We start from the raw sequence: 18,231 nt of genomic DNA, 5'->3' as shown, positions 1-18,231 counted from the left end.
GAAAACCGCGCGGCAATGCTATGGACCCGGCATGCTTTATGCTGAAATTGCCATCGTGGTCGTCCTCATCTGTGTGAACGGCCTTCTGTCGATGTCCGAGCTCGCCATCGTCTCGTCGCGGCCGGCGCGCCTCAAGGCGATGATCGACCGCAACGTCAAGGGTGCCGGCCGGGCTCTGGCGCTCGGCGCCAATCCGGGAAAATTCCTGTCCTCGGTGCAGATCGGCATCACCTTGGTCGGCGTCCTGTCCGGCGCGTTTTCCGGCGCCACGCTGGGCGAGCGGCTGGCCACCTTCCTGGCGTCGGCCGGCGTCCGCGAAAGCCTCGCCGATCCGCTCGGCGTCGGCATCGTCGTCGCCATCATCACCTATGGCTCGCTGGTCATCGGAGAACTGGTGCCCAAGCAGATCGCATTGCGCGACCCCGAACGGGTCGCCGTCAGGGTCGCTCCGGCGATGACCATCCTCGCCAGCGTTTCGGCGCCGCTGGTCTTCCTGCTCGATTTTTCCGGCCGCGCCCTGCTGTGGCTGCTTGGCCAGCACGGTCAGAGCGAGGATAAGGTCACCGACGAGGAGATCAAGATGCTGGTCGCCGAAGCCGAGCACCACGGCACCATCGAATCCGACGAACGGCGGATGATCGCCGGCGTCATGCGGCTCGGCGACCGTGCTGTGCGCGCGGTGATGACGCCGCGCACCGAGGTCGACTGGATCAATCTGCAAGCCGACGAGGCGGCCATCAGGAAGCTGCTGATGGACACCCAGCATTCGCGCCTGCCGGCCGGCGACGGCGGCGTCGACGCCATGATCGGCGTCGTCCAGACCCGCGACGTGCTGGCGGCGATGCTCGGCGGCCGCGCCCTCGACCCGCGCCGGCACGTGCGCGCCGCGCCGATCGTGCATGACCAGGCCGACGCGCTGGACGTGCTTGCGACGCTGAAGGAATCCGACGTGCCGATGGCGCTGGTGCATGACGAATACGGCCATTTCGAAGGCATCGTCACCCCGGCCGACATACTGGAAGCGATTACCGGCGTCTTCCGCTCGGACCTCGATGCCGGCGACGAGGAAAACGCCGTCAAGCGCGAGGACGGCTCATGGCTGCTCGCCGGCTACATGCAGGCCGACGAGATGGCGGAGGTCCTCGGCATCGACCTGCCCGAGAACCGCGACTACGAAACCGTCGCCGGCTACGTGCTGTCGCATATGCACCATCTGCCGGCGACCGGCGAATGTGTCGACGCGCAAGGCTGGCGCTTCGAGGTGGTCGATCTCGACGGCCGCCGCATCGACAAGCTCATCGCCACTCGCCTGCCCGGCGGCCACCGCGAGGTCGTGCGGTAAGAAGCGGCGCGGTCGGTGTGACCTATTGTGGAACCGTATTTCGCGGCGGCGGCGACGCGGAACGCGACTGCCGCCGACCGTAGGTCAGAGCCAAGCTTGGCAATCGCAGGACTTGGCGGTCAATCGATTGCGTCGATGCCTTGCGCCTTCAGCCGTTCGAGATGGTCCTTCATCTCTTTCAGCCGCTCGGGGGAGTGGCCCTGCCACCCGGTGACCTCGCCCGTGATCCTGAGCGGCTCGCGGCAGCGATAGGACTGCGTCGGATTGCCGGGAAATTTCTTGTCCGTAAGATTGGGGTCGTCCATGGTCGGGCCGGTTGGTTCCACGATGTAGATCCTTTCGCGTCCGTCACCGGCGGCCAGTTCTGCACCCCAGATAGCCGCATCCAGAGTGCCGGTCAGATAGACCCAGGCTGCCTGCTTTCGCGCGCCGGTAATTGGAGCTGTAGCCGGCTTCGATCAGGTCTCCCGGTTTAAGGTCGGCCCGGGTGCCGTGGTAGAATTGGCGCGGTTTGTCGGACGCTGTCATCGGCTCGCTACTCATCCTCGCTGTCTCAGGCATCATGGTATCGTAGCGCGCACTATTTCATGCACGTCACCAAATCAAGCATCTGGCCGTGCGGTTATCGGCTCCCGAGACCCATTCCGGTTATCCCGCCCGATGCACGCTAGCGGTAGGCCGCCGGCGCGGTTATTATCGGCGCCCTGTACCGTCGCTATGGTGGAAACATGGATCTGCGAGCCTTCAGGGATTCGATTGCCAAACCACAGCCGCCAGTCGGCTTGAGCCCTGCCCTGCTGGCGCTGTGGTGGGATGCAAAGGGCGATTGGACTAAGGCGCACGAGTGCGCGCAGCAGCGCGACGATACGGCGGGCATGCACGTTCATGCCTATCTCCATCGCAAGGAAGGCGACCAGTCGAATGCGGAATACTGGTATCGCCGCAGCAACGCCGCGCCGTCGTCATTAACGCTTGACGAGGAATGGCAAGAGTTGGCGCGTGCACTTCTAGGGCAAAGCTGACGCTTGCTCAGTCACCGTAAAATAGCCGGTCCTGCATCCACTCGCCGGGGTTTCAGCTGGCGCCCTGTGGCTTGTCCCTGCCGTTCCATTCCGCATTGCGCGCCCGCGCCTCTTCGGCGATCAGCTTGAACTCCCGCATCTTCGCGGCCTCGATGGCGAATGCGCTGCTTGGCAGGACGCCGGGGTCCTCCTGACTGTTCTGAAACTGAAGACGGGCCTCCAGTTCGGCCCATATTCGCTCGGGTGCCGTATCCTTGCTGGCAAGCAGTGCGACGACCAGCGCCAAAGTCTCGCGCTGCGCGTTCAGCCGCCCTTCGATCTCTTCATTCGGCAATTCGGACATGCGGGTCGCTTCCAGTTTCTGGCTCAACGGCAAAATCGCACCCTTGTTCCGGAATTCAGCGCCCGCGCGGTCGGGCTGAGCAGCAGATGCTGGCGATCGCTGATTTTTTTCCTCAGTCCTATTGACTGCTGAAGCGAATTGTCGAGACCGCTCGGAAACAGCTGAGAAGCCTTGGCGTTGTTGGCATCTGGCATCTCGAGCGGACGCTATGAAACCTTCTGATTTTTAAGCCGTTATCGCCGGATGCCCGAGGCTCAATTCAAGCCGAAATCGGTTGACGGCGCCCAATCGCGCGATGTCGAGAAGTCGCGCCACGAGAAGCTATCGACCGTCGAAGTCGCGTCCGAGGTCGTCGGCGAGCCCGCGCCGCCGCCGGATTTCATCGAACCCGATCCGGAGTTGACACCCGAAGAGGCCGAGCAGGCGCGCAAGAGATATCTGCTGAAGCGCTTCTGGATCAGCGCGCGCGGTTATTGGGGCAGCAGTGGCGACAGGGTCGCTTGGCCGTTGACGATCGGGCTGTTGGTCCTGATCGTCACCAATGTCGGCTTCCAGTATGGGATCAATGTCTGGAATCGCGCAATTTTCGACGCCATTGAGCAACGCAATGCCCACACCGTATATTGGCTGAGCGCCGTTTTCGTGCCACTCGTGCTCGGAAGCGCCAGCCTCGTGGTGGCACAAGTCTTCTTTCGCATGAGAATACAGCGCCGCTGGCGTTCCTGGCTCACCACCGCGGTCATCGCGCGTTGGCTCGCAAGCGGCCGCTATTATCAGCTGAACCTCGTCGGCGGCGACCACAGCAACCCCGAAGCCCGCATCGCCGAGGATTTGCGGATTGCCACCGAATCGCCCGTCGATTTCATCGCCGGTGTTATCGTCGCATTTCTGTCGGCCGCGACCTTCATCGTGGTGCTCTGGACGATCGGCGGCGCCCTGACCCTGACAATCGCAGGTTGGACCGTCACCATTCCCGGCTTCCTTGTCATCACCGCGGTGCTCTATGCCGCGATCACGTCCACCTCGATGACGGTCATTGGCCGCCATTTCGTCCACCTCTCCGAGGAAAAAAATCAGGCGGAAGCCGAGTTCCGCTACACGCTGACGCGCGTGCGGGAAAACGGCGAGAGCATCGCATTGCTCGGCGGCGAGGAGGAGGAGCGCAGCGGCATGGACAAGACATTCGCCCATGTGCTCAGGCAATGGGCGCTCCTTGCAGGCCAGCACATGCGCACGGCGCTGGTGTCGCAAGGGTCGAGCCTGTTTGCGCCTGTCGTGCCGGTCTTGCTTTGCGCTCCAAAGTTTCTCGAAGGCAGCATGACACTTGGACAGGTCATGCAGGCTGCCTCGGCGTTTGCCATCGTGCAGGGCGCGTTCGGATGGCTGGTCGACAACTATCCCCGTCTCGCGGATTGGAACGCCTGTGCACGTCGCATCGCCTCGCTGATGATGTCGCTCGACGGGCTCGAGCGGGCGGAGCAGAGCAACACGCTGGGACGCATAAAGCGGGGCGAAACCGGAGGCGATGCGATGCTCAGCCTGAACAATCTCTCCGTGTCGCTCGACGACGGCACCGCCGTGGTCAAGGAGACCGAGGTCGTGATCGAACCGGGCGAGCGGGTGCTCGTGGCCGGCGAATCCGGCTCGGGCAAGAGTACGCTGGTGCGGGCCGTCGCAGGTCTGTGGCCATGGGGCAGCGGCAGCGTCAACATCCGCGCCGACAGGCGGTTGTTCATGTTGCCGCAACGGCCTTACATCCCCACCGGGACGCTTCGCCGCGCAGTCGCCTATCCAGGCGCCGCCGACAACTGGACGCTGAATAAGATCAAGGCTGCCCTCGACAAAGTGGGACTCGATTATCTCAACGACAGGATCGAGGAGGACGCGCCATGGGACCAGACCTTGTCGGGTGGCGAAAAGCAGCGCCTCGCCTTCGCACGTCTGCTGCTGCACCGCCCCGATATCATCGTGCTGGATGAGGCAACGTCGGCACTCGATGAGAAGAGCCAGGACAAGATGATGGAGATGATCATTCGCGAATTGCCGAAGGTCACCATCATAAGCGTAGCGCACCGCGCCGAGCTGGAAGCCTTCCACAGCCGCAAGATCACATTGGAGCGGCACAAGGGCGGCGCAAAACTTGTCAGCGACATCGAACTCGTCCCGCGCAAGGACAGACGGAACTTGCTCATGCGCCTTCTGAGGCAACGGCGCGCCAACGGAAGGCCAGCGCGACCTTGAGCAAAGTGGAGCTGCCCTACACAAAAAGTGAGGCCGCCGGTCAGGACCCGGCGGACCTCGCCTGTTCGAGTCACTGCCCACATCTGGTCCTGAAAGCACCAGCCGTGGTACCTTGATTCCGTGCAGCTGCCGCGGTCGGAACGTCGGATGGTGCGAGCGCATTCCTGTTCGTGGTGCAACGCCGACGCCGGCTGCGAAACGCCCCGAGGGCAGGAAAATGGCCGAATTGGCTGCAAAACCCGGAATGGCATCAAAAGCCCAGATTGATTTCGAAAGTAAAGGGACCAGCAATGACAATCGCCAAGAACACGATCTGCCTTTGGTACGACAAGGACGCCGAGGCTGCGGCCCGCTTCTATGCCGAGACTTTTCCCGACAGCTCGGTGAAATCCGTCCACCGCGCTCCCAGCGACTACCCGTCCGGCAAGGCGGGGGACGTGCTGACGGTCGAGTTCACGGTCGCCGGCATCCCCTGTCTCGGCCTTAATGGCGGGCCCGCGTTCAAACATAACGAAGCCTTCTCCTTCCAGATCGCCACCGACGATCAGCAGGAGACCGACCGCTACTGGAACGCCATCGTCGGCAATGGCGGCCAGGAAAGTGCCTGCGGTTGGTGCAAGGACAACTGGGGCATCTCCTGGCAAATCACGCCGCGCGTGCCGACCGAGGCGATGGCCGCCGGCGGCGATGAAGCAAAGCGCGCATTCGAGGCGATGATGGAGATGTAGAAAATCGACGTAGCTGCGATCGAGGCAGCGCGGCGCGGCTGACAGTCCTGGGCTGACCCGACGCGAAAAGATCAGAGCGGAGCGGCTGGCAACGCCGCCTGCCCCATCATCTCCAGACAGGCGTGCGATGGTGTTGAACTGCGCTGCGTTTTACGACGCCGAATTGCGACGGCACAACGAGGTCTTCAGGGCTGCGGTCAAGGCGGGAACGCGTGATCGCGTGCTCGATATCGGATGCGGTTCGGGACAATCCTCTCGTGATGCCGCCCGTGTCGCGGTGGAAGGCAGCGTGCTTGGCGTGGACGTATCGGCGGAGATGCTCGAGATCGCCCGGAGGCGTAGCGCGGAAGAGGGATTGCGAAACGTCGCCTTTGAGCGCGGCGATGCGCAATTGCTGGTGTTTCCGCCTGCCGGCTTCGATCTGTGCATCAGTCGCTTTGGCGTGATGTTCTTTGCCGATCCGGCGGCGGCGTTCGCCAATATCAGCCAGGCGATGCGACCAGGGGCACGTCTTGTATGGATGGTATGGCAGGGCCAGGACCGCAACGAGTGGGCGACTGCCATTCAGCGGGCAATTGCGCCGGGGACAACCATGTCGGCGGGCGCCACCCCGTTTTCGCTTGGCGACCCGGCCATCACCGCGGAGATCTTGCGTGCATCCGGCTTTGTGTCGATCGACTTTGCCGAAGTGCATGAACCGGTCTTCTACGGCCTGGACGTCGATGTGGCCTATGACGCTTTGCTTGGCCTGCAACTGGTGAAGGATCCGCTCGCCCGCGCGGCTGTGGATGTCGATGCGGCACTGCGGCGGTTGCGCGATCTGCTCGATGCGCATTTGACCGCGGACGGTGTGCTTTTCGACTCGCGTGCCTGGATCATCACCGCATTTCGGGCGAGCCGATAATAACCGCTCGATATAGACGATCCTGTTCTCTCGGCCTTCCCGTCAGTCCATTTGCGGCGTGACTTCTGAAAGCAGCCAATCCCGGAAAGCCTTGACTTTGCGCTGACGGATAGCCTCTGGCGGGTAGACGAGATAGAAGCTGGAGGGGGATTTCAGGGCGTGGCCGAAGGGGCGGACAAGTCGCCCGGCGGCGAGGTCGGCTGCAACGAGCATGGTCCGGCCGAGCACCACCCCCTCGCCTTGTGCGGCCGACTCCATGGCAAAGGTGGCAGAGTCAAACGTAATCCCGCTCTGCGGGTCCACGCCCTCGACCCCGGCGCTTGCCAGCCAGGTCGCCCAGTCGATCGGAAAGCTGTCACGGATCAGCGTGTGATGTCTGAGGTCCTGAGGCGTACGGAGCGGGTATGCGCCCTCAAGAAGCTTTGGGCTGCATACTGGAAACACCTCCTCGCCGGTCAGCAACTCTGACGTGAGCCCCGGATAATTTCCGCTGCCATAACGGACGGCGACATCGATGCCGTCGCCGAGGAAGTTGGTCAGCTTCCCGCTCGTCGAAACCCGCACATCGACGTCGCCATGCGCACGGTGAAAGCGGTAGAGGCGCGGCACCAGCCATCTCCCCGCGAAGCCATCGGAGGTGCTGACGTTCAATGTCGAGCTCGAATAGCGCGCTGTTGCTGCAGCGGTGGCGGCGGCCAACTGGTCGAGCACCTCGCGCACCGCCCGCGCATAGGGCTCGCCAACGGCTGTCAGGCTCACCGAACGCGTACCGCGCTCGAACAGCTGCACACCGAGCTGATCCTCAAGATTCTTGATCGCCCGGCTGATCGCACCGTGGGTGACATGAAGTTCCTCTGCCGCCTTGGAGAAACTCAACACGCGCGCCGCCGCTTCGAAACTCGGCAAGGTGGTGAGGGGAGGCAGTTTCCGGGGCATGGATCGATACCTGTATGTGTGAGCGATGCTCACACATTGTCGCCGATAAGTCGTTTGTCGTCCAGGCCGAGAGACGGCATGTTTGCTCACGTAATCAGTCATTCACCGCGGCTGAAAAAAGCAAGTTTGATGTGACTGATACTCTCGCTGACGAAAGTCGCGGGGCAACTGCTGGAACCGAAACTGCCGGCACTCTGGGAGAGCACCATGAACGCCAAACGAGTTGAACCCATCGTCGACGCCCTCGCCGGCATGGCCGGCCGCATCCTCGCCTCGACCAGCCGGCGCCGGATCGAGCGGCAGATTGCACGCTTCTCGACCCGCCGGCTCGAAGACCTCGGGTTTGCCCGCGACTGGGACGGCTCGGTCTATTGGCCGTCGGACCACCGCTAGCCTGAACGAAAGCAACAGCGGACAGGCTCTTCGCCAAAGATCGCTGTCGCAAGGAATTAATGGAGAACGGACATGGCCACCATCCACCCATTCCTCTGGTTCAACACCGATGCGGAGCAAGCCCGCGATTTCTATCTCTCGGTCTTCAAGAACAGCAAAGCGCTCCAGACCATCGAATACACCGACTGGGTGTCCGGAACCAACAAGACGGTCCCGCATGCCACCTTCGATTTCGAGGTCGAGGGTCTGCACCTTACTGCGCTCAATGCCGGGCCGCAGCCGCCCTTCAACGAGCGGCTCTCGCTCTACATCGAGACCAAGGACCAGGCCGAGACCGACTACTACTATGAGGCGCTCACCGCCGGCGGCGGCAGGGCACAACCCTGCGGCTGGCTTACCGACAAGTTCGGCGTCTACTGGCAGGTCATCCCTGAAATCCTGCCGCGGCTCAGTGCCGATCCGGATCGCGAAAAGGCCAACCGCGTCCGGCAGGCGATGTACGGGATGCGCAAGATCATCGTCGCCGACCTCGAAGCCGCCTACGCGGGCAAGGCCTGACTCTCCCACCGGAATCGCAACGAACGGAGAACCCCTATGACATCGACCGATGCCGGAGCTGCCGCCGACGACGATGACTTTCTTGTCCACGAGCGGCTGCCTGCAGTTTCTCGGGCGACCGGCCGACGATCACGACCTTCGCTCCGCTGTTGAGAGCAGCTTCCGCGACGCCGAGACGAACGGACGCTCAATGCGGGCCACGTGACCAGCTTGGTCGCCGACATGACCGACGAAGCAGACGTCGCCCGCCTGTTCGACGAGGTCGGTCCTTTCGATCACCTGGTATCGACCGCCGGAACACTGCCGCCCGGCGATCCCATCGGCAGTACCGATATGGAGGCTGCGCGACGCTTCGTCGATAACAAGCTGATTGGCGCCGTCTTGCTCGCCAAGCACGCTGTGCGCACCCTGAAAGCCGGCGGCTCCATGACCTTCACCTCTGGAATAAACAAGGATCGGCCGCCGGTGCCGGGAGGCTCGGTCGTCTCCGCAATTGCCGGCTCATTCAGCTACTTCGCCCGCGCCCTGGCGCTCGAACTGGCCCCGACGCGCGTCAATGTCGTGTCGCCCGGATGGGTAGACACACCGATGTGGGACATCGTTGGAGAAGCCAAATCCGGCTTCTTTGCCGACATGGCTGCCCGGTTGCCATCGAGAAAAATTCCGACCGCTGCGGACGTCGCCGCCGCCTATGTCTACCTCATGGAAAGCGAGTTCACGACTGGCGAGACAATCCGCATCGATGGCGGCCATAACCTGATCTAGCCGCCGTTTGCACGCCGCCTGAATGGGTGAGCCGGCATGACCGCTAGACCGGCGCACTCCTGCCGAAGGCGGCGAACGCCGGCGGGTCCCTGCCGGCGTCGCTCAATCGGGGTTTACATCGGCAGCCAGGTCCCTAGTTTTAGCGTTTCGCGCCGCGCACCTAAGTGCGTGGATGATCGAGGACGGGACCGTGAGCTTTGGCCGGCCCCTCGAAACTTTCAAAGGATGGCTATCATGACACAGGCCAAGAATGGCGACACCGTGCGCATCAATTACAATGGCCGCCTGGCCGACGGCACTCAGTTCGATTCTTCCGGCAACGAACCGCTGCAATTCACGCTGGGTGAAGGACAAGTGATCCCTGGTCTTGAAACCCATGTCGAGGGCATGGAGGTGGGCGCGAAAAGCACCGTCACCATTCCCGCCGACGCCGCCTACGGCCCCCACCGCCCCGAAGCGGTCATGACCGTCGACCGCGCCCGCGTGCCAGACAACATCAACGTCGATATCGGCGCTCGATTGCAGGTCAGAACCTCAGAAGGGCGCCCGATGCCGGTAACAGTCGTCGGCGTGGACGACACCAGCGTCAAGCTCGACGGCAATCATCCGTTGGCGGGACGGGATCTGGTGTTCGACGTCGAGCTGGTCGAGATCGTTCAGGCGGCGTAGGGCACGGCAAAGCGCGTATCGGCCATGATTTTCGGGTGACGCACTTCCGCCGGCGGTTTCGGCGGTGCGTCACCTGTCGGAGGGAAAGACCGCGACGGCGGAAATCGTGTAGCTTGCACCAACCCTAGAGACATTCGGCATCTGGAATGTCCAACTCAGCGTCGCAGCTTGACAGCCGACTTCTCGTGACAGCAAAGTCTCGTGATGCGGGCGATTGGTTGGAATAGAATTGCGCGTGCCGGGGCAATCGTGCTGATGATCGGCACAAATGTTCCTGGACCGGCGCGTTCCGACTCGCTCCTTCTCACAAGCCCGTCCCAGCCAGCCAATGTCGGCGATGCGATGCTGGCGGCTGCCAATTATCATGATTCCGGCGACTATGATCGCGACCTTGCCGCTGTGGCGAAGCAGGCAGGCGACTGGGTCGTCAAGCGCGCAATGGAGGTGCCTCGCCCCGCACTGGTGCTCGATATCGACGAGACGGCTTTGGCCAACTGGGAAGTGATCACACGCGACAATTTCGGGCGCCCGATCGGCGGCGCCTGCGACATCGCTATCGACGGTCCCTGTGGCTGGGCCGCCTGGGACCAGCTTGCGAAGGATCCGGCCATTGATCCGGTGCTGGAGGTCTTCCGGCAGGCGCAAACGGCGAAAGTCGCGGTGTTCTTCATCACCGGACGTCCGGAGGACCAGCGTCAGGCAACCGAACAGAACCTGCAGTCGGCCGGCTATGCCGGCTATGAGCACCTTTACATGGTCCAGCCTGGGGCCAAATACGGCTCCGCCGCGGATTTCAAGGCACCCATAAGGGCCGAAATCGAAAAGGCCGGCTACACAATAATTGCCAATGTCGGTGACCAGCCATCCGACCTGTTCGGCGGGCATGCCGAGAAGCTGTTCCTGCTGCCAAATCCATTCTACCGGGTTCGCTGACGGCCTGTACGGCACAGGCCCGGATCCTCGGCTCCTTACCGAGCACCTACTAAGGTATCAAGACGACTTTGCCGGTCGCGCCGCGCTCCTCCAGCAGGCGATGTGCGTGGCTGGCCTGGTCGAGCGGGAAGCGACCGCCGTTGATCACTTTAAGCTCACCACTTGCCGCCAGATTGAAGAGCTCCGACAGGTCATCACGGAGCATGTCTGCAGAGAGCAGCGGCAGCAGTGCAAAACCTCTCAACGACTGGTTGCGGCCGATCATCGCCTCCATCTGCGGGGTGCCGAGCGCATATCTGCCAAGTGCGGCAAAGACCAACTCTCCGCAAGGCGCCAGAGCCTCCAGCGTAACCGCCGTCAGCGGGCCGCCGACGATGTCGTAGATGATGTCGACGCCAGCGCCGCCTGTCGCTGCCCGGACGTGCTCCGGCCAATCCGTCTTGCTGTAATCGACGGCAGCGTCGGCCCCCAGCGACAAAGCAAGGTCGAGCTTGGACTTGCTGCCGGCAGCCGCAGTGACGCGGCTCGCGCCGGCGCGCTTGGCAAGCTGGACAAGCAGGGAGCCGACGCCGCCCGCGGCAGCGGCGACCAGCACCGATCTGCCGGCCGGCGGGCTTTGCTGCGATAGATGCAACGCCGTCAGTCCTTGCACCATCAATGCCGTCGCGTTTTCGAACGAGAGCGCATCCGGCAAGGGCACGGCCAGGCTTGCGTCGATCGTCACATACTCGGAATAGCCGCCAAACGGCCGGCTCGAGGCGAACAACGGCGCGGCGACGCGCGTGCCGAGCAAGGAAGCCTCCACCCCATGCCCGAGCGCCTCCACGATCCCGGCGGCCTCGACGCCAGGGATCATCGGCAGCTGCGGCGTCACCGCATAGCGATCCCTACGCATCAGCACTTCGAAGAAATTTACGCCGGCCGCCTGAACGCGGACCAGGACCTCGCCGGCTTGCGGCTCGGGCTTCGGCACCGCGACTATGTCGAGAACGTCGGGCCCGCCGAAACGGCTCAGTTGAATGGCTCTCATCGCGTGCACCGATCGTTATTGGCATCGGCCGCTGTTTGCCACTATCTGCCTGGCTTCGACTACACACCGATTTGTCCGCTGCTGACCGGGAGGTGACTATGGCCAAGCTGATCAAGAGACTGCCGATGCTGCCGGCGGAGCGCGCGCTGAAAGTGATTTCGGGCCGCTGGAAGGCGGTCATCCTGTACCATCTCTTCGACGGGCCCCGGCGGCTGTCGGCGCTGCAGGCGCTGATGCCCGATACCACCCAGAAAGTGCTGATCCAGCAGCTTCGCGAAATGGAAGAGCACGGCCTCGTGCGCCGCGAGATCTTTGCCGAGATCCCCTCGCGCGTCGAATATTCGGCGACGCGGCTCGGCCTCAGCCTCGAGCCTATTATGCTGGCACTGTGCCAGTGGGGCCAGCACCACGCCGACGAGCTGAATGAGATGGACCGCCTTGCCGATTGCATCATCAGGCCACGGCAAGCGCAGGACGCGCATGCCGTGTGAACAAAAAGGGCGGCGCATGCGCAGCCCCAATTGCTTGGGAGAATTAATCCTTGGGAGGACTGTTCGAACCTGCTCTCAGGCCGCCTTGACTTCCTCGGCGACGGCATCGGCCTGACGCGCCGTCTTCAGCACCCTGGCCCACCATGCAATGTCGTTGACCAGCGCGGTTGCCGCCTGGTTGAGGTGCTCGAACTCATCGAGCTTCTTGTCGCCTTGCTTGACGGCAAGGAAATCGGCCCAAGCGATGTGTACGGCGGACTTCACCGGCGCCATCTGCAACTCGACCGCATGCAGCCTCAGCTGCTCGACCGCGCGCGCGCCACCGACGCTGCCATAGCCGACGAAGCCGGCCGGCTTCTTGTTCCACTCGTTGGCGGCGTAGTCGATGGCGTTCTTCAGCACGGCCGTCGGGCCATGATTGTATTCCGCGGCGGTGAAGATGAAGCCGTCGAATCCGGCGACCTTCTTTTGCCAGCGCTGCGCCACTTCGTTCTGCGACGGCGCCCAGGCGGAGGATGCGACCTCATCGAAGAACGGCAGCGGGAAATCGCGCAGGTCGACGACTTCAACGTCGATGTCGGCGTGCGACTTGGCGATCTTGGCAATCCATTGGGTCGGGACGTCGGCAAAGCGGGCCGCGCGGGTTGAACCAATGATGATGGCGATTTTGGGTTTTGACATAGAGGGGGCTCTCCTTACGGGAATACTGGTATCGTTTAGATACCTGAGCTATATGAGTAACTGGCCGCTCAATGTGCAAGGAGGCACTTTTTTGTTACCAAGGCACCCGCACCGCACCGAGGACTGCCGCGCCATCTCGGAAATCCTGCAGCGCGTCGGCGACAAATGGACCGTGCTCGTCGTTGGCAAGCTCGGCAACGGGCCGCTGCGTTTCAACGAGCTGCGCAGCGCCGTCGGCGGCATTTCGCAAAAGATGCTGACCACCACTTTGCGCGGGCTCGAGCGCGACGGCTTCGTCACCCGCACGGTGTTCCCGACCATCCCGCCGCGGGTCGACTACGAATTGACTGATCTTGGCTACGAGCTTCTGGTACCGGTCGATGCGCTCGGCGAATGGGCGCGCAAGAACACCGAGCGCGTCAAGGCGGCGCGCGAAAAATTCGACGCCATGCACAGCTGAACCCTTGCGCTGCAAGGGTTTGAACCTGTCGGGGATCCTCCGGATGAGCCCTACTGCTGTAACTGCATCTTGCTCTTCGGCAGCTTCTCGATCCGGTTCCATTTCGGGTTGGGACTGACCACCTTGCCGCCAATCGTGCAGGTCGTGGTCGTCTCCTTGCGGCAATTGCTCACCGTCGTGCCGCTGGTGTCGCATTTCGTCGCCGAGCAGATCTCGCACTTGGCCGCCTGCCCGTTGATGGTGCGGTTTTCCGATGTGCAGGTTGCGCCTGGATCGCCTTTTTTGACCTCGGCAAAAGCGCTTGCGGACGACAGGCAGAGCAAGGCTGCAAAGGCACCGGCCAGCGCAGCGTTCAGCATGTGTTGACGCATTGTCTTTCCTCCCAAGATCCCGCCGGTCGCGCTGCAGGCGCGCATGCGGGAACCCGTTGGCCAAAAACCACGCGGGATCGCTGCCCGCATCCCCCGCGCGGGAGAGACGGCTGTTTAAATCCGTCTTCTGGAATCAGGCCGGTCAGCCTTCGGCCGGAACCGCCTTCGGCTTGCCTTCGCCGTCCAGCGCCACCATGACGAAGTCGGCATGGGTGACCTTCTCCATCAGGTCGGAGAGATAGCGCTGCGCCCAGGCCTCGACCTTGAGCGTCATCGAGGTACGGCCGACACGTTCGACATGCGTGTAGATGCACAGCGTGTCGCCGATCTTCATTGGCTTGGCGAAGGACATTTCCTTCACCGCCGCCGTCACCACGCGGCCCTTGGCGCGCTCGGCGGCGCGGATGCCGCAGGCCAGATCCATCTGCGCCATCACCCAGCCGCCGAAGATATCGCCCGCCGCATTGGCGTCGGAAGGCATGGCCAGCGTCCTGAGCGTCAGATCGCCGATCGGCCGCCCGTCCGCGTAATGCACCATTTGGCCAATCCTCTCGAAGCCGAACGCCCGATCCCGTACCGTCATGGCACGGGCAGGTCAACGCCACTGAATGGTGTCGCAGCCTGAAGTTCGGGTATCGGTCGACAGTGTTGAAAAGATGCGGCGCGAAGCTAGACGAGCGCAACCATTAGGATTGCATTCCGTAGCGGAGCTGGCAGCGTATTCGTGATACGCGATCAACCTCGTCCTGAAACTAAATTCTAACGGAATGTGTCAGGCGGTTGGCTGGGTGACTTTTTCAACAATATGGGCGGAAAGCGGTCAATCGATGTGGGCTATGGCGCTCTATAGCACGCCATAAACCCACTCCTTTCAAACCAGCCGTCCTTGAAATTGCGACACAGGAACCGACCTGTGTAACCCTCAGAATATCCAAGGACGAGCACGACCGCGAGCACAGTTGAAGCGGCCAAGACTCGTCTCCATTTCATGGTTCTATGCTCCTGCTCCGGTAATGTTGTAACCGAAGTTCGCCGTTCTCTAAATGGCTGCAACGAGAAAGCTGGCGCGCCCGATGGCGCGACAGAACCAAGCCCCTGCCGATAGGCGTGCTTCACAAAGTGGGCCAGGGCGTCGGGACGTAGGCGTAGGTGTTGCCTTCGCGAATAACATGATCGATGCCTGGGAAGGGCAGGTGACTGTGGATCAATTCGGGCTGAAAAGAAGCAAAGTTCTGGCTCCATGACGGCGGCAGAGCCGATGGTCCCGCCAGCGCAATTCCTTTCTCTGCCCGTTTCGGACCGACGCTTTTCAGAACGCGAAATCCGCGGACTGAACGACATCGGCTGGGAGCCAGGTTTCATGAACCTGCAAGATCTCGGGCCCGCGGCTGTAGCCGCGATCGCGGACCACCATCGTCGTGACCCGGCCATTGTTCGGTTCATCGGAGTCCTTCGCGTCGCGTTGCCATTCGTGGTAGTTCACGACCGCCAGGTCGGCGCTTTGATGGCTGATCCGGATGTCGCGTATTTTGATACGGAAGGCCGGATTCGATCCGTAGATGCTCTTCATGTAACCTGCGAAGTCTTTTTTCCCGAACGCCCTGCCGCCTGGCATGATGGCGACCAGATCGTCGCTGATCCGGTCGAGCGCGTTCTTCTTGAACGTCGCGTCGTCGCCAGGGCATCGGCCCGCCACCCAGTCGGCGAAGAATTCGTGGATGTCGTGGATCGTCGCCTCGATTTCCTTCGTTTGAAGGGACATTTTTTCCTCCTGTCTCAAGATGATGCTGGATCAGGCGCTTTACGCCGTGGCTTGCCCCGACCGGACGCTGCTTGAGGACAGCCCGTACCACGCGAGCCACAGGCACATGAGAAGCGAGGAAATCAGCCAGATCGGACCCCCGATGCCGATCCCGAGCTGCTCACCGAGTGTCCACCCGGTTGCCGAAAGGATACCGAACGCCGAGCCGACGATCGCGGCCCATCGGGGCAGTATCCCGACGTTATCGCGGGCGTCGTGATACGCGACAAGCGCTGTCGCCAAGGCCAGCGCCCAGAATCCGTTACCCATGCCGCCGGAAAACGCCCACCAGGTCATGAAGGCGTTGGTGTCACCCCGGTCGGCCGCGACCGCGACCACCGATGCCTCGGCGACTGCGGTGGAAAACGTGGTCAGGGCGCCGAGAGCCATCACCATCCAGGCGGAACTCAGCATCGGCGAATGCCGGACCCGGGCGTTGAGCGCCAGGTTCAGGAACGAAGCGCCGGCGATCAGGAACAGCGCCGCTGCCGCCGTCCAATGGACCGTAGCCCATCGCCCATGGCCCTCGGCGATATTCTGCATCTGAACCGACAAATCCGCGTCCGGTGGCCCGTGAAAGACGAGCGCAGCCGCCAGCAGCAGCGTTCCCGTGGCGAGCCAGACACCGCCCGGCCCGCTCATGCTGTTACTATTCGTTTGCATCGGGAAAACCTCCTGTGGCCTTTGCCACGCCATGAAGTTTAGACCCGCGCCACGGTTGCCCGCTTCGGCGTAAATACCCACGCAGCGAGAAATTTTGGCTTGGGTAAGATTACCCAGATATGCCCATGCCGATCAGGCCGTGCTCGACCGCAAAGGCCGTGGCTGCCGCGCGCGTGCGCACGTTCAGCCGCGTCAGGATATCGCTAACGTGACGGTCTACCGTCCGCTGGCTCAAACCGAGCTCGCCGGCAATTTCCGGATTGGTCAGGCCCGACGCGATCAGGCGCAGAACCTGCGTCTGTCTGGGGGTGAGAGCTTCGCTGCCTGTCGCCGTCATGGTAGCCCGCAGCTTGCCGGCAACGGCTTCGTCGGGGCGCGCGCCGAGCTCGCGGAAAAGTCTTATCGCTTCGTCCAGTTCGGTCTGCGCCGCTTCAGTATCGCCGGTTGCGAGACAGGCCCGCGCTGTCACCACCCGCATCCGGGCAAGATGATAGGGCGCCCGAAGGTCCCAGAGGATTTCCACTGCGCGCCGGATATGGGCCAATGCCTCCGCGGCTCGACCAGCATGGATCAGCACCCGCGCGGTAGCCTCGGCGGCTGCGGCGCGGACTGCATCAGCGGAATATTGGCGCGCGCAGTCGCGCAGTGTTTCGCACAGTTCCCAGGCGTCATCGGCCGAACCGACAGCGAGAGTGATTTCCACCGCAGCCGGCAAGAGGCGGAGTTTGCCGGACATGTCGTCGACCGACTGCAGTGCGCGGCGGATCGCCGAAAGGGCCGGCTGCTCGTGCCCCTGCTGCAATCGCATAAGCGCCAGCCCCGGCTGGGGATCGAACCCGAGCCTGCTCGCTGCGCGATAGGCGGCATCGGCCTCGTCCCATTGGCCGCGGAGGCGAAAGACCTCGCCCTTCTGGTAGAATGCCGGACCGGCGTGGTGCTTCGAGGGCCCCTGCTGAAGGCGGATGCTGGCGACACTGGCCTCGCGGCCGGCCTCGTCCCAGTGGCCGTCGAGGATCAGGATTTCGGCCCGGTGGATCAGGCATCGGCCGGTGAAGGCAACGATGTCGGGCTGTCCCGCGCACCATCCGATCAGCGCCGATGTCCATTCCCTCGCCCGGCTCGTGGCATGAAATTTCTGACAGATCTCGATCACGCTGCAGTAGACCAGCCCGGTAACGATCGGTGAGAGCCGGCCCGAGGTGACCGAAACCATCGCCTCGTCCAGCAGTTCGAAGCCGCGCACATAGTCGCCGCGCAGGATCAATATCCGGCCCTGAAGGTGGCGCGCGATAGCCAAGAGGTCCGGATCGTCGCAGCGCTGCCCGATCTCCGCAGCACGTGTTGCGTGCGCGAATGCTTCGTCCGGACTGTCGGCGGCGAGGCATTGTTCGACCATTGGGAGCTGAAGGTAACCTTGTTCTGCACATTCCGGCGCATGATCCGCGACCAGCCGGTTGGCGCGGGTCAGCCATCCGCTGCCTTGGGCGAATTCGCCGCGAAACATCAGGGTGAGCCCGATCCAGAAGCCGCAACGCGCTGCGGATCGTTCGCGTCCGTTCCGGAGATGCTCTTCGAAGGCCCTCTCGTAATCCCGAACGAATTCCTCCTCGCGCCCAAGCATGTAGGCGGCTTCCCCGAGGCGCTGGAGCTCGGCGCCGCCAAGTTCACTGCGGCGGTCTCTGTCTGACAGTTCGCGGTGAAGCCTGGACCAATCTCCGCGATTGGCTAGCTCCGCATACGGATCCGATGCAACTGCACCGTCTTCCGGCGACTTGTCGGGTGATCGGTCGGAGGGCGCGGGCATATCCTCAGAATAGCACATATCTTGCTGAGGAGGTGGCGGCAGGTTACCGATGTGGCAGAAGTTCGTTTCGGGCTCAATCGAGCCGTTCATCGCGTC

21 protein-coding genes and 1 pseudogene are annotated in these 18,231 nt (G+C 62.7%); 12 read left to right on the top strand and 10 right to left on the bottom strand.

Annotated elements, in window-relative coordinates; translation table 11 throughout:
* Positions 1-31: 31 nt before the first annotated feature.
* Complete coding sequence (locus RQ479_RS31010; RefSeq protein WP_376703532.1) at positions 32-1,342, top strand: hemolysin family protein; 1,311 nt, start codon at positions 32-34, stop codon at positions 1,340-1,342.
* 119 nt (positions 1,343-1,461) lie between these two features.
* Here RQ479_RS31010 and arr read toward each other — a convergent pair.
* Positions 1,462-1,885: pseudogene (gene arr / locus RQ479_RS31005) on the bottom strand (NAD(+)--rifampin ADP-ribosyltransferase).
* A 185-nt stretch (positions 1,886-2,070) separates the two neighbouring features.
* Here arr and RQ479_RS31000 point away from each other — a divergent pair.
* Entirely contained in the window at positions 2,071-2,364 is a 294-nt protein-coding gene (locus tag RQ479_RS31000) for a hypothetical protein (protein WP_376703531.1), read from the top strand.
* 52 nt (positions 2,365-2,416) lie between these two features.
* Here RQ479_RS31000 and RQ479_RS30995 read toward each other — a convergent pair whose 3' ends face one another.
* Complete coding sequence (locus RQ479_RS30995) at positions 2,417-2,707, bottom strand: hypothetical protein (RefSeq protein WP_376703530.1); 291 nt, start codon at positions 2,705-2,707, stop codon at positions 2,417-2,419.
* Between the two features lie 243 nt (positions 2,708-2,950).
* Here RQ479_RS30995 and RQ479_RS30990 point away from each other — a divergent pair, with 243 nt between their 5' ends.
* From RQ479_RS30990 to RQ479_RS30980, 3 genes are all read left to right on the top strand, one after another.
* Positions 2,951-4,948: an ABC transporter ATP-binding protein/permease gene (locus RQ479_RS30990; protein ID WP_376703529.1), complete on the top strand. Its 1,998-nt coding sequence runs from the start codon at positions 2,951-2,953 to the stop codon at positions 4,946-4,948.
* Between the two features lie 296 nt (positions 4,949-5,244).
* Positions 5,245-5,676, top strand: a complete 432-nt coding sequence (locus RQ479_RS30985) for a VOC family protein (protein ID WP_376706051.1) — start codon at positions 5,245-5,247, stop codon at positions 5,674-5,676.
* Positions 5,677-5,803: 127 nt separating this feature from the next.
* Positions 5,804-6,580: a class I SAM-dependent methyltransferase gene (locus tag RQ479_RS30980; protein WP_376703528.1), complete on the top strand. Its 777-nt coding sequence runs from the start codon at positions 5,804-5,806 to the stop codon at positions 6,578-6,580.
* A 42-nt stretch (positions 6,581-6,622) separates the two neighbouring features.
* Here RQ479_RS30980 and RQ479_RS30975 read toward each other — a convergent pair whose 3' ends face one another.
* Complete coding sequence (locus RQ479_RS30975; protein WP_376703527.1) at positions 6,623-7,516, bottom strand: transcriptional regulator GcvA; 894 nt, start codon at positions 7,514-7,516, stop codon at positions 6,623-6,625.
* A gap of 207 nt (positions 7,517-7,723) precedes the next feature.
* On the opposite strand from RQ479_RS30975, the gene RQ479_RS30970 reads away from it, so the two are divergent.
* The 5 genes from RQ479_RS30970 (at position 7,724) to RQ479_RS30950 (ending at position 10,834) form a co-directional block, all read left to right on the top strand.
* Positions 7,724-7,909: a DUF1127 domain-containing protein gene (locus RQ479_RS30970; RefSeq protein ID WP_376703526.1), complete on the top strand. Its 186-nt coding sequence runs from the start codon at positions 7,724-7,726 to the stop codon at positions 7,907-7,909.
* A gap of 72 nt (positions 7,910-7,981) precedes the next feature.
* On the top strand, positions 7,982-8,467 hold the full coding sequence (locus RQ479_RS30965) for a VOC family protein (RefSeq protein WP_376703525.1): 486 nt from the start codon (positions 7,982-7,984) through the stop codon (positions 8,465-8,467).
* A gap of 222 nt (positions 8,468-8,689) precedes the next feature.
* Positions 8,690-9,232, top strand: coding sequence for an SDR family oxidoreductase (locus tag RQ479_RS30960; RefSeq protein ID WP_376703524.1), 543 nt, complete (start codon positions 8,690-8,692; stop codon positions 9,230-9,232).
* Positions 9,233-9,466: 234 nt separating this feature from the next.
* Complete coding sequence (locus tag RQ479_RS30955; protein WP_376703523.1) at positions 9,467-9,901, top strand: peptidylprolyl isomerase; 435 nt, start codon at positions 9,467-9,469, stop codon at positions 9,899-9,901.
* A gap of 255 nt (positions 9,902-10,156) precedes the next feature.
* Positions 10,157-10,834 (top strand): HAD family acid phosphatase, encoded by a 678-nt coding sequence (locus tag RQ479_RS30950; RefSeq protein WP_352802704.1) that lies wholly within the window; start codon positions 10,157-10,159, stop codon positions 10,832-10,834.
* A 49-nt stretch (positions 10,835-10,883) separates the two neighbouring features.
* Here the strand turns inward: RQ479_RS30950 and RQ479_RS30945 are convergent, their stop codons facing one another.
* The gene (locus RQ479_RS30945) at positions 10,884-11,864 is read right to left on the bottom strand and encodes a zinc-binding alcohol dehydrogenase family protein (RefSeq protein WP_376703522.1); all 981 of its coding nucleotides are present in this window, start codon (positions 11,862-11,864) and stop codon (positions 10,884-10,886) included.
* Positions 11,865-11,962: 98 nt separating this feature from the next.
* Between RQ479_RS30945 and RQ479_RS30940 the strand changes: the two genes are divergently transcribed.
* Positions 11,963-12,355 carry a winged helix-turn-helix transcriptional regulator gene (locus RQ479_RS30940; RefSeq protein WP_376703521.1) on the top strand — a complete coding sequence of 131 codons (393 nt, stop codon included), beginning with the start codon at positions 11,963-11,965 and terminating at the stop codon, positions 12,353-12,355.
* Between the two features lie 75 nt (positions 12,356-12,430).
* Here the strand turns inward: RQ479_RS30940 and RQ479_RS30935 are convergent, their stop codons facing one another.
* Complete coding sequence (locus RQ479_RS30935) at positions 12,431-13,036, bottom strand: NADPH-dependent FMN reductase (protein WP_352743234.1); 606 nt, start codon at positions 13,034-13,036, stop codon at positions 12,431-12,433.
* A 91-nt stretch (positions 13,037-13,127) separates the two neighbouring features.
* Here RQ479_RS30935 and RQ479_RS30930 point away from each other — a divergent pair, with 91 nt between their 5' ends.
* Complete coding sequence (locus RQ479_RS30930; protein ID WP_023678378.1) at positions 13,128-13,496, top strand: helix-turn-helix domain-containing protein; 369 nt, start codon at positions 13,128-13,130, stop codon at positions 13,494-13,496.
* A gap of 50 nt (positions 13,497-13,546) precedes the next feature.
* On the opposite strand, the gene RQ479_RS30925 is transcribed toward RQ479_RS30930, so the two are convergent.
* The 5 genes from RQ479_RS30925 to RQ479_RS30905 form a co-directional block, all read right to left on the bottom strand.
* Positions 13,547-13,867: a hypothetical protein gene (locus RQ479_RS30925; protein ID WP_023719143.1), complete on the bottom strand. Its 321-nt coding sequence runs from the start codon at positions 13,865-13,867 to the stop codon at positions 13,547-13,549.
* A 142-nt stretch (positions 13,868-14,009) separates the two neighbouring features.
* The gene (locus RQ479_RS30920; RefSeq protein WP_023678380.1) at positions 14,010-14,405 is read right to left on the bottom strand and encodes an acyl-CoA thioesterase; all 396 of its coding nucleotides are present in this window, start codon (positions 14,403-14,405) and stop codon (positions 14,010-14,012) included.
* A gap of 771 nt (positions 14,406-15,176) precedes the next feature.
* Positions 15,177-15,629 (bottom strand): nuclear transport factor 2 family protein, encoded by a 453-nt coding sequence (locus RQ479_RS30915; RefSeq protein WP_376703520.1) that lies wholly within the window; start codon positions 15,627-15,629, stop codon positions 15,177-15,179.
* A gap of 39 nt (positions 15,630-15,668) precedes the next feature.
* Positions 15,669-16,331, bottom strand: coding sequence for a hypothetical protein (locus RQ479_RS30910; RefSeq protein ID WP_376703519.1), 663 nt, complete (start codon positions 16,329-16,331; stop codon positions 15,669-15,671).
* Between the two features lie 109 nt (positions 16,332-16,440).
* Complete coding sequence (locus RQ479_RS30905; protein WP_376703518.1) at positions 16,441-17,952, bottom strand: LuxR C-terminal-related transcriptional regulator; 1,512 nt, start codon at positions 17,950-17,952, stop codon at positions 16,441-16,443.
* Between the last annotated feature and the right edge of the window lie 279 nt (positions 17,953-18,231).

This window comes from Mesorhizobium sp. ISC25, assembly GCF_042295465.1.
Lineage (GTDB): Bacteria > Pseudomonadota > Alphaproteobacteria > Rhizobiales > Rhizobiaceae > Mesorhizobium.
The sequence above is the reverse complement of the archived record's forward strand: the minus strand, read 5'-3'. Positions and strand labels throughout refer to the sequence as shown.

What these genes read in the sequence shown, in the direction of transcription:
- RQ479_RS31010 (WP_376703532.1), top strand. Translation starts at nt 32, where the DNA reads ATGCTTTATGCTGAAATTGCCATCGTGGTCGTCCTCATCTGTGTGAAC.
- RQ479_RS31000 (WP_376703531.1), top strand. Translation starts at nt 2,071, where the DNA reads ATGGATCTGCGAGCCTTCAGGGATTCGATTGCCAAACCACAGCCGCCA.
- RQ479_RS30995 (WP_376703530.1), bottom strand. Translation starts at nt 2,707, where the DNA reads ATGTCCGAATTGCCGAATGAAGAGATCGAAGGGCGGCTGAACGCGCAG.
- RQ479_RS30990 (WP_376703529.1), top strand. Translation starts at nt 2,951, where the DNA reads ATGCCCGAGGCTCAATTCAAGCCGAAATCGGTTGACGGCGCCCAATCG.
- RQ479_RS30980 (WP_376703528.1), top strand. Translation starts at nt 5,804, where the DNA reads ATGGTGTTGAACTGCGCTGCGTTTTACGACGCCGAATTGCGACGGCAC.
- RQ479_RS30975 (WP_376703527.1), bottom strand. Translation starts at nt 7,516, where the DNA reads ATGCCCCGGAAACTGCCTCCCCTCACCACCTTGCCGAGTTTCGAAGCG.
- RQ479_RS30970 (WP_376703526.1), top strand. Translation starts at nt 7,724, where the DNA reads ATGAACGCCAAACGAGTTGAACCCATCGTCGACGCCCTCGCCGGCATG.
- RQ479_RS30965 (WP_376703525.1), top strand. Translation starts at nt 7,982, where the DNA reads ATGGCCACCATCCACCCATTCCTCTGGTTCAACACCGATGCGGAGCAA.
- RQ479_RS30960 (WP_376703524.1), top strand. Translation starts at nt 8,690, where the DNA reads ATGACCGACGAAGCAGACGTCGCCCGCCTGTTCGACGAGGTCGGTCCT.
- RQ479_RS30955 (WP_376703523.1), top strand. Translation starts at nt 9,467, where the DNA reads ATGACACAGGCCAAGAATGGCGACACCGTGCGCATCAATTACAATGGC.
- RQ479_RS30950 (WP_352802704.1), top strand. Translation starts at nt 10,157, where the DNA reads ATGATCGGCACAAATGTTCCTGGACCGGCGCGTTCCGACTCGCTCCTT.
- RQ479_RS30945 (WP_376703522.1), bottom strand. Translation starts at nt 11,864, where the DNA reads ATGAGAGCCATTCAACTGAGCCGTTTCGGCGGGCCCGACGTTCTCGAC.
- RQ479_RS30940 (WP_376703521.1), top strand. Translation starts at nt 11,963, where the DNA reads ATGGCCAAGCTGATCAAGAGACTGCCGATGCTGCCGGCGGAGCGCGCG.
- RQ479_RS30935 (WP_352743234.1), bottom strand. Translation starts at nt 13,036, where the DNA reads ATGTCAAAACCCAAAATCGCCATCATCATTGGTTCAACCCGCGCGGCC.
- RQ479_RS30925 (WP_023719143.1), bottom strand. Translation starts at nt 13,867, where the DNA reads ATGCGTCAACACATGCTGAACGCTGCGCTGGCCGGTGCCTTTGCAGCC.
- RQ479_RS30920 (WP_023678380.1), bottom strand. Translation starts at nt 14,405, where the DNA reads ATGGTGCATTACGCGGACGGGCGGCCGATCGGCGATCTGACGCTCAGG.
- RQ479_RS30915 (WP_376703520.1), bottom strand. Translation starts at nt 15,629, where the DNA reads ATGTCCCTTCAAACGAAGGAAATCGAGGCGACGATCCACGACATCCAC.
- RQ479_RS30910 (WP_376703519.1), bottom strand. Translation starts at nt 16,331, where the DNA reads ATGCAAACGAATAGTAACAGCATGAGCGGGCCGGGCGGTGTCTGGCTC.
- RQ479_RS30905 (WP_376703518.1), bottom strand. Translation starts at nt 17,952, where the DNA reads ATGCTTGGGCGCGAGGAGGAATTCGTTCGGGATTACGAGAGGGCCTTC.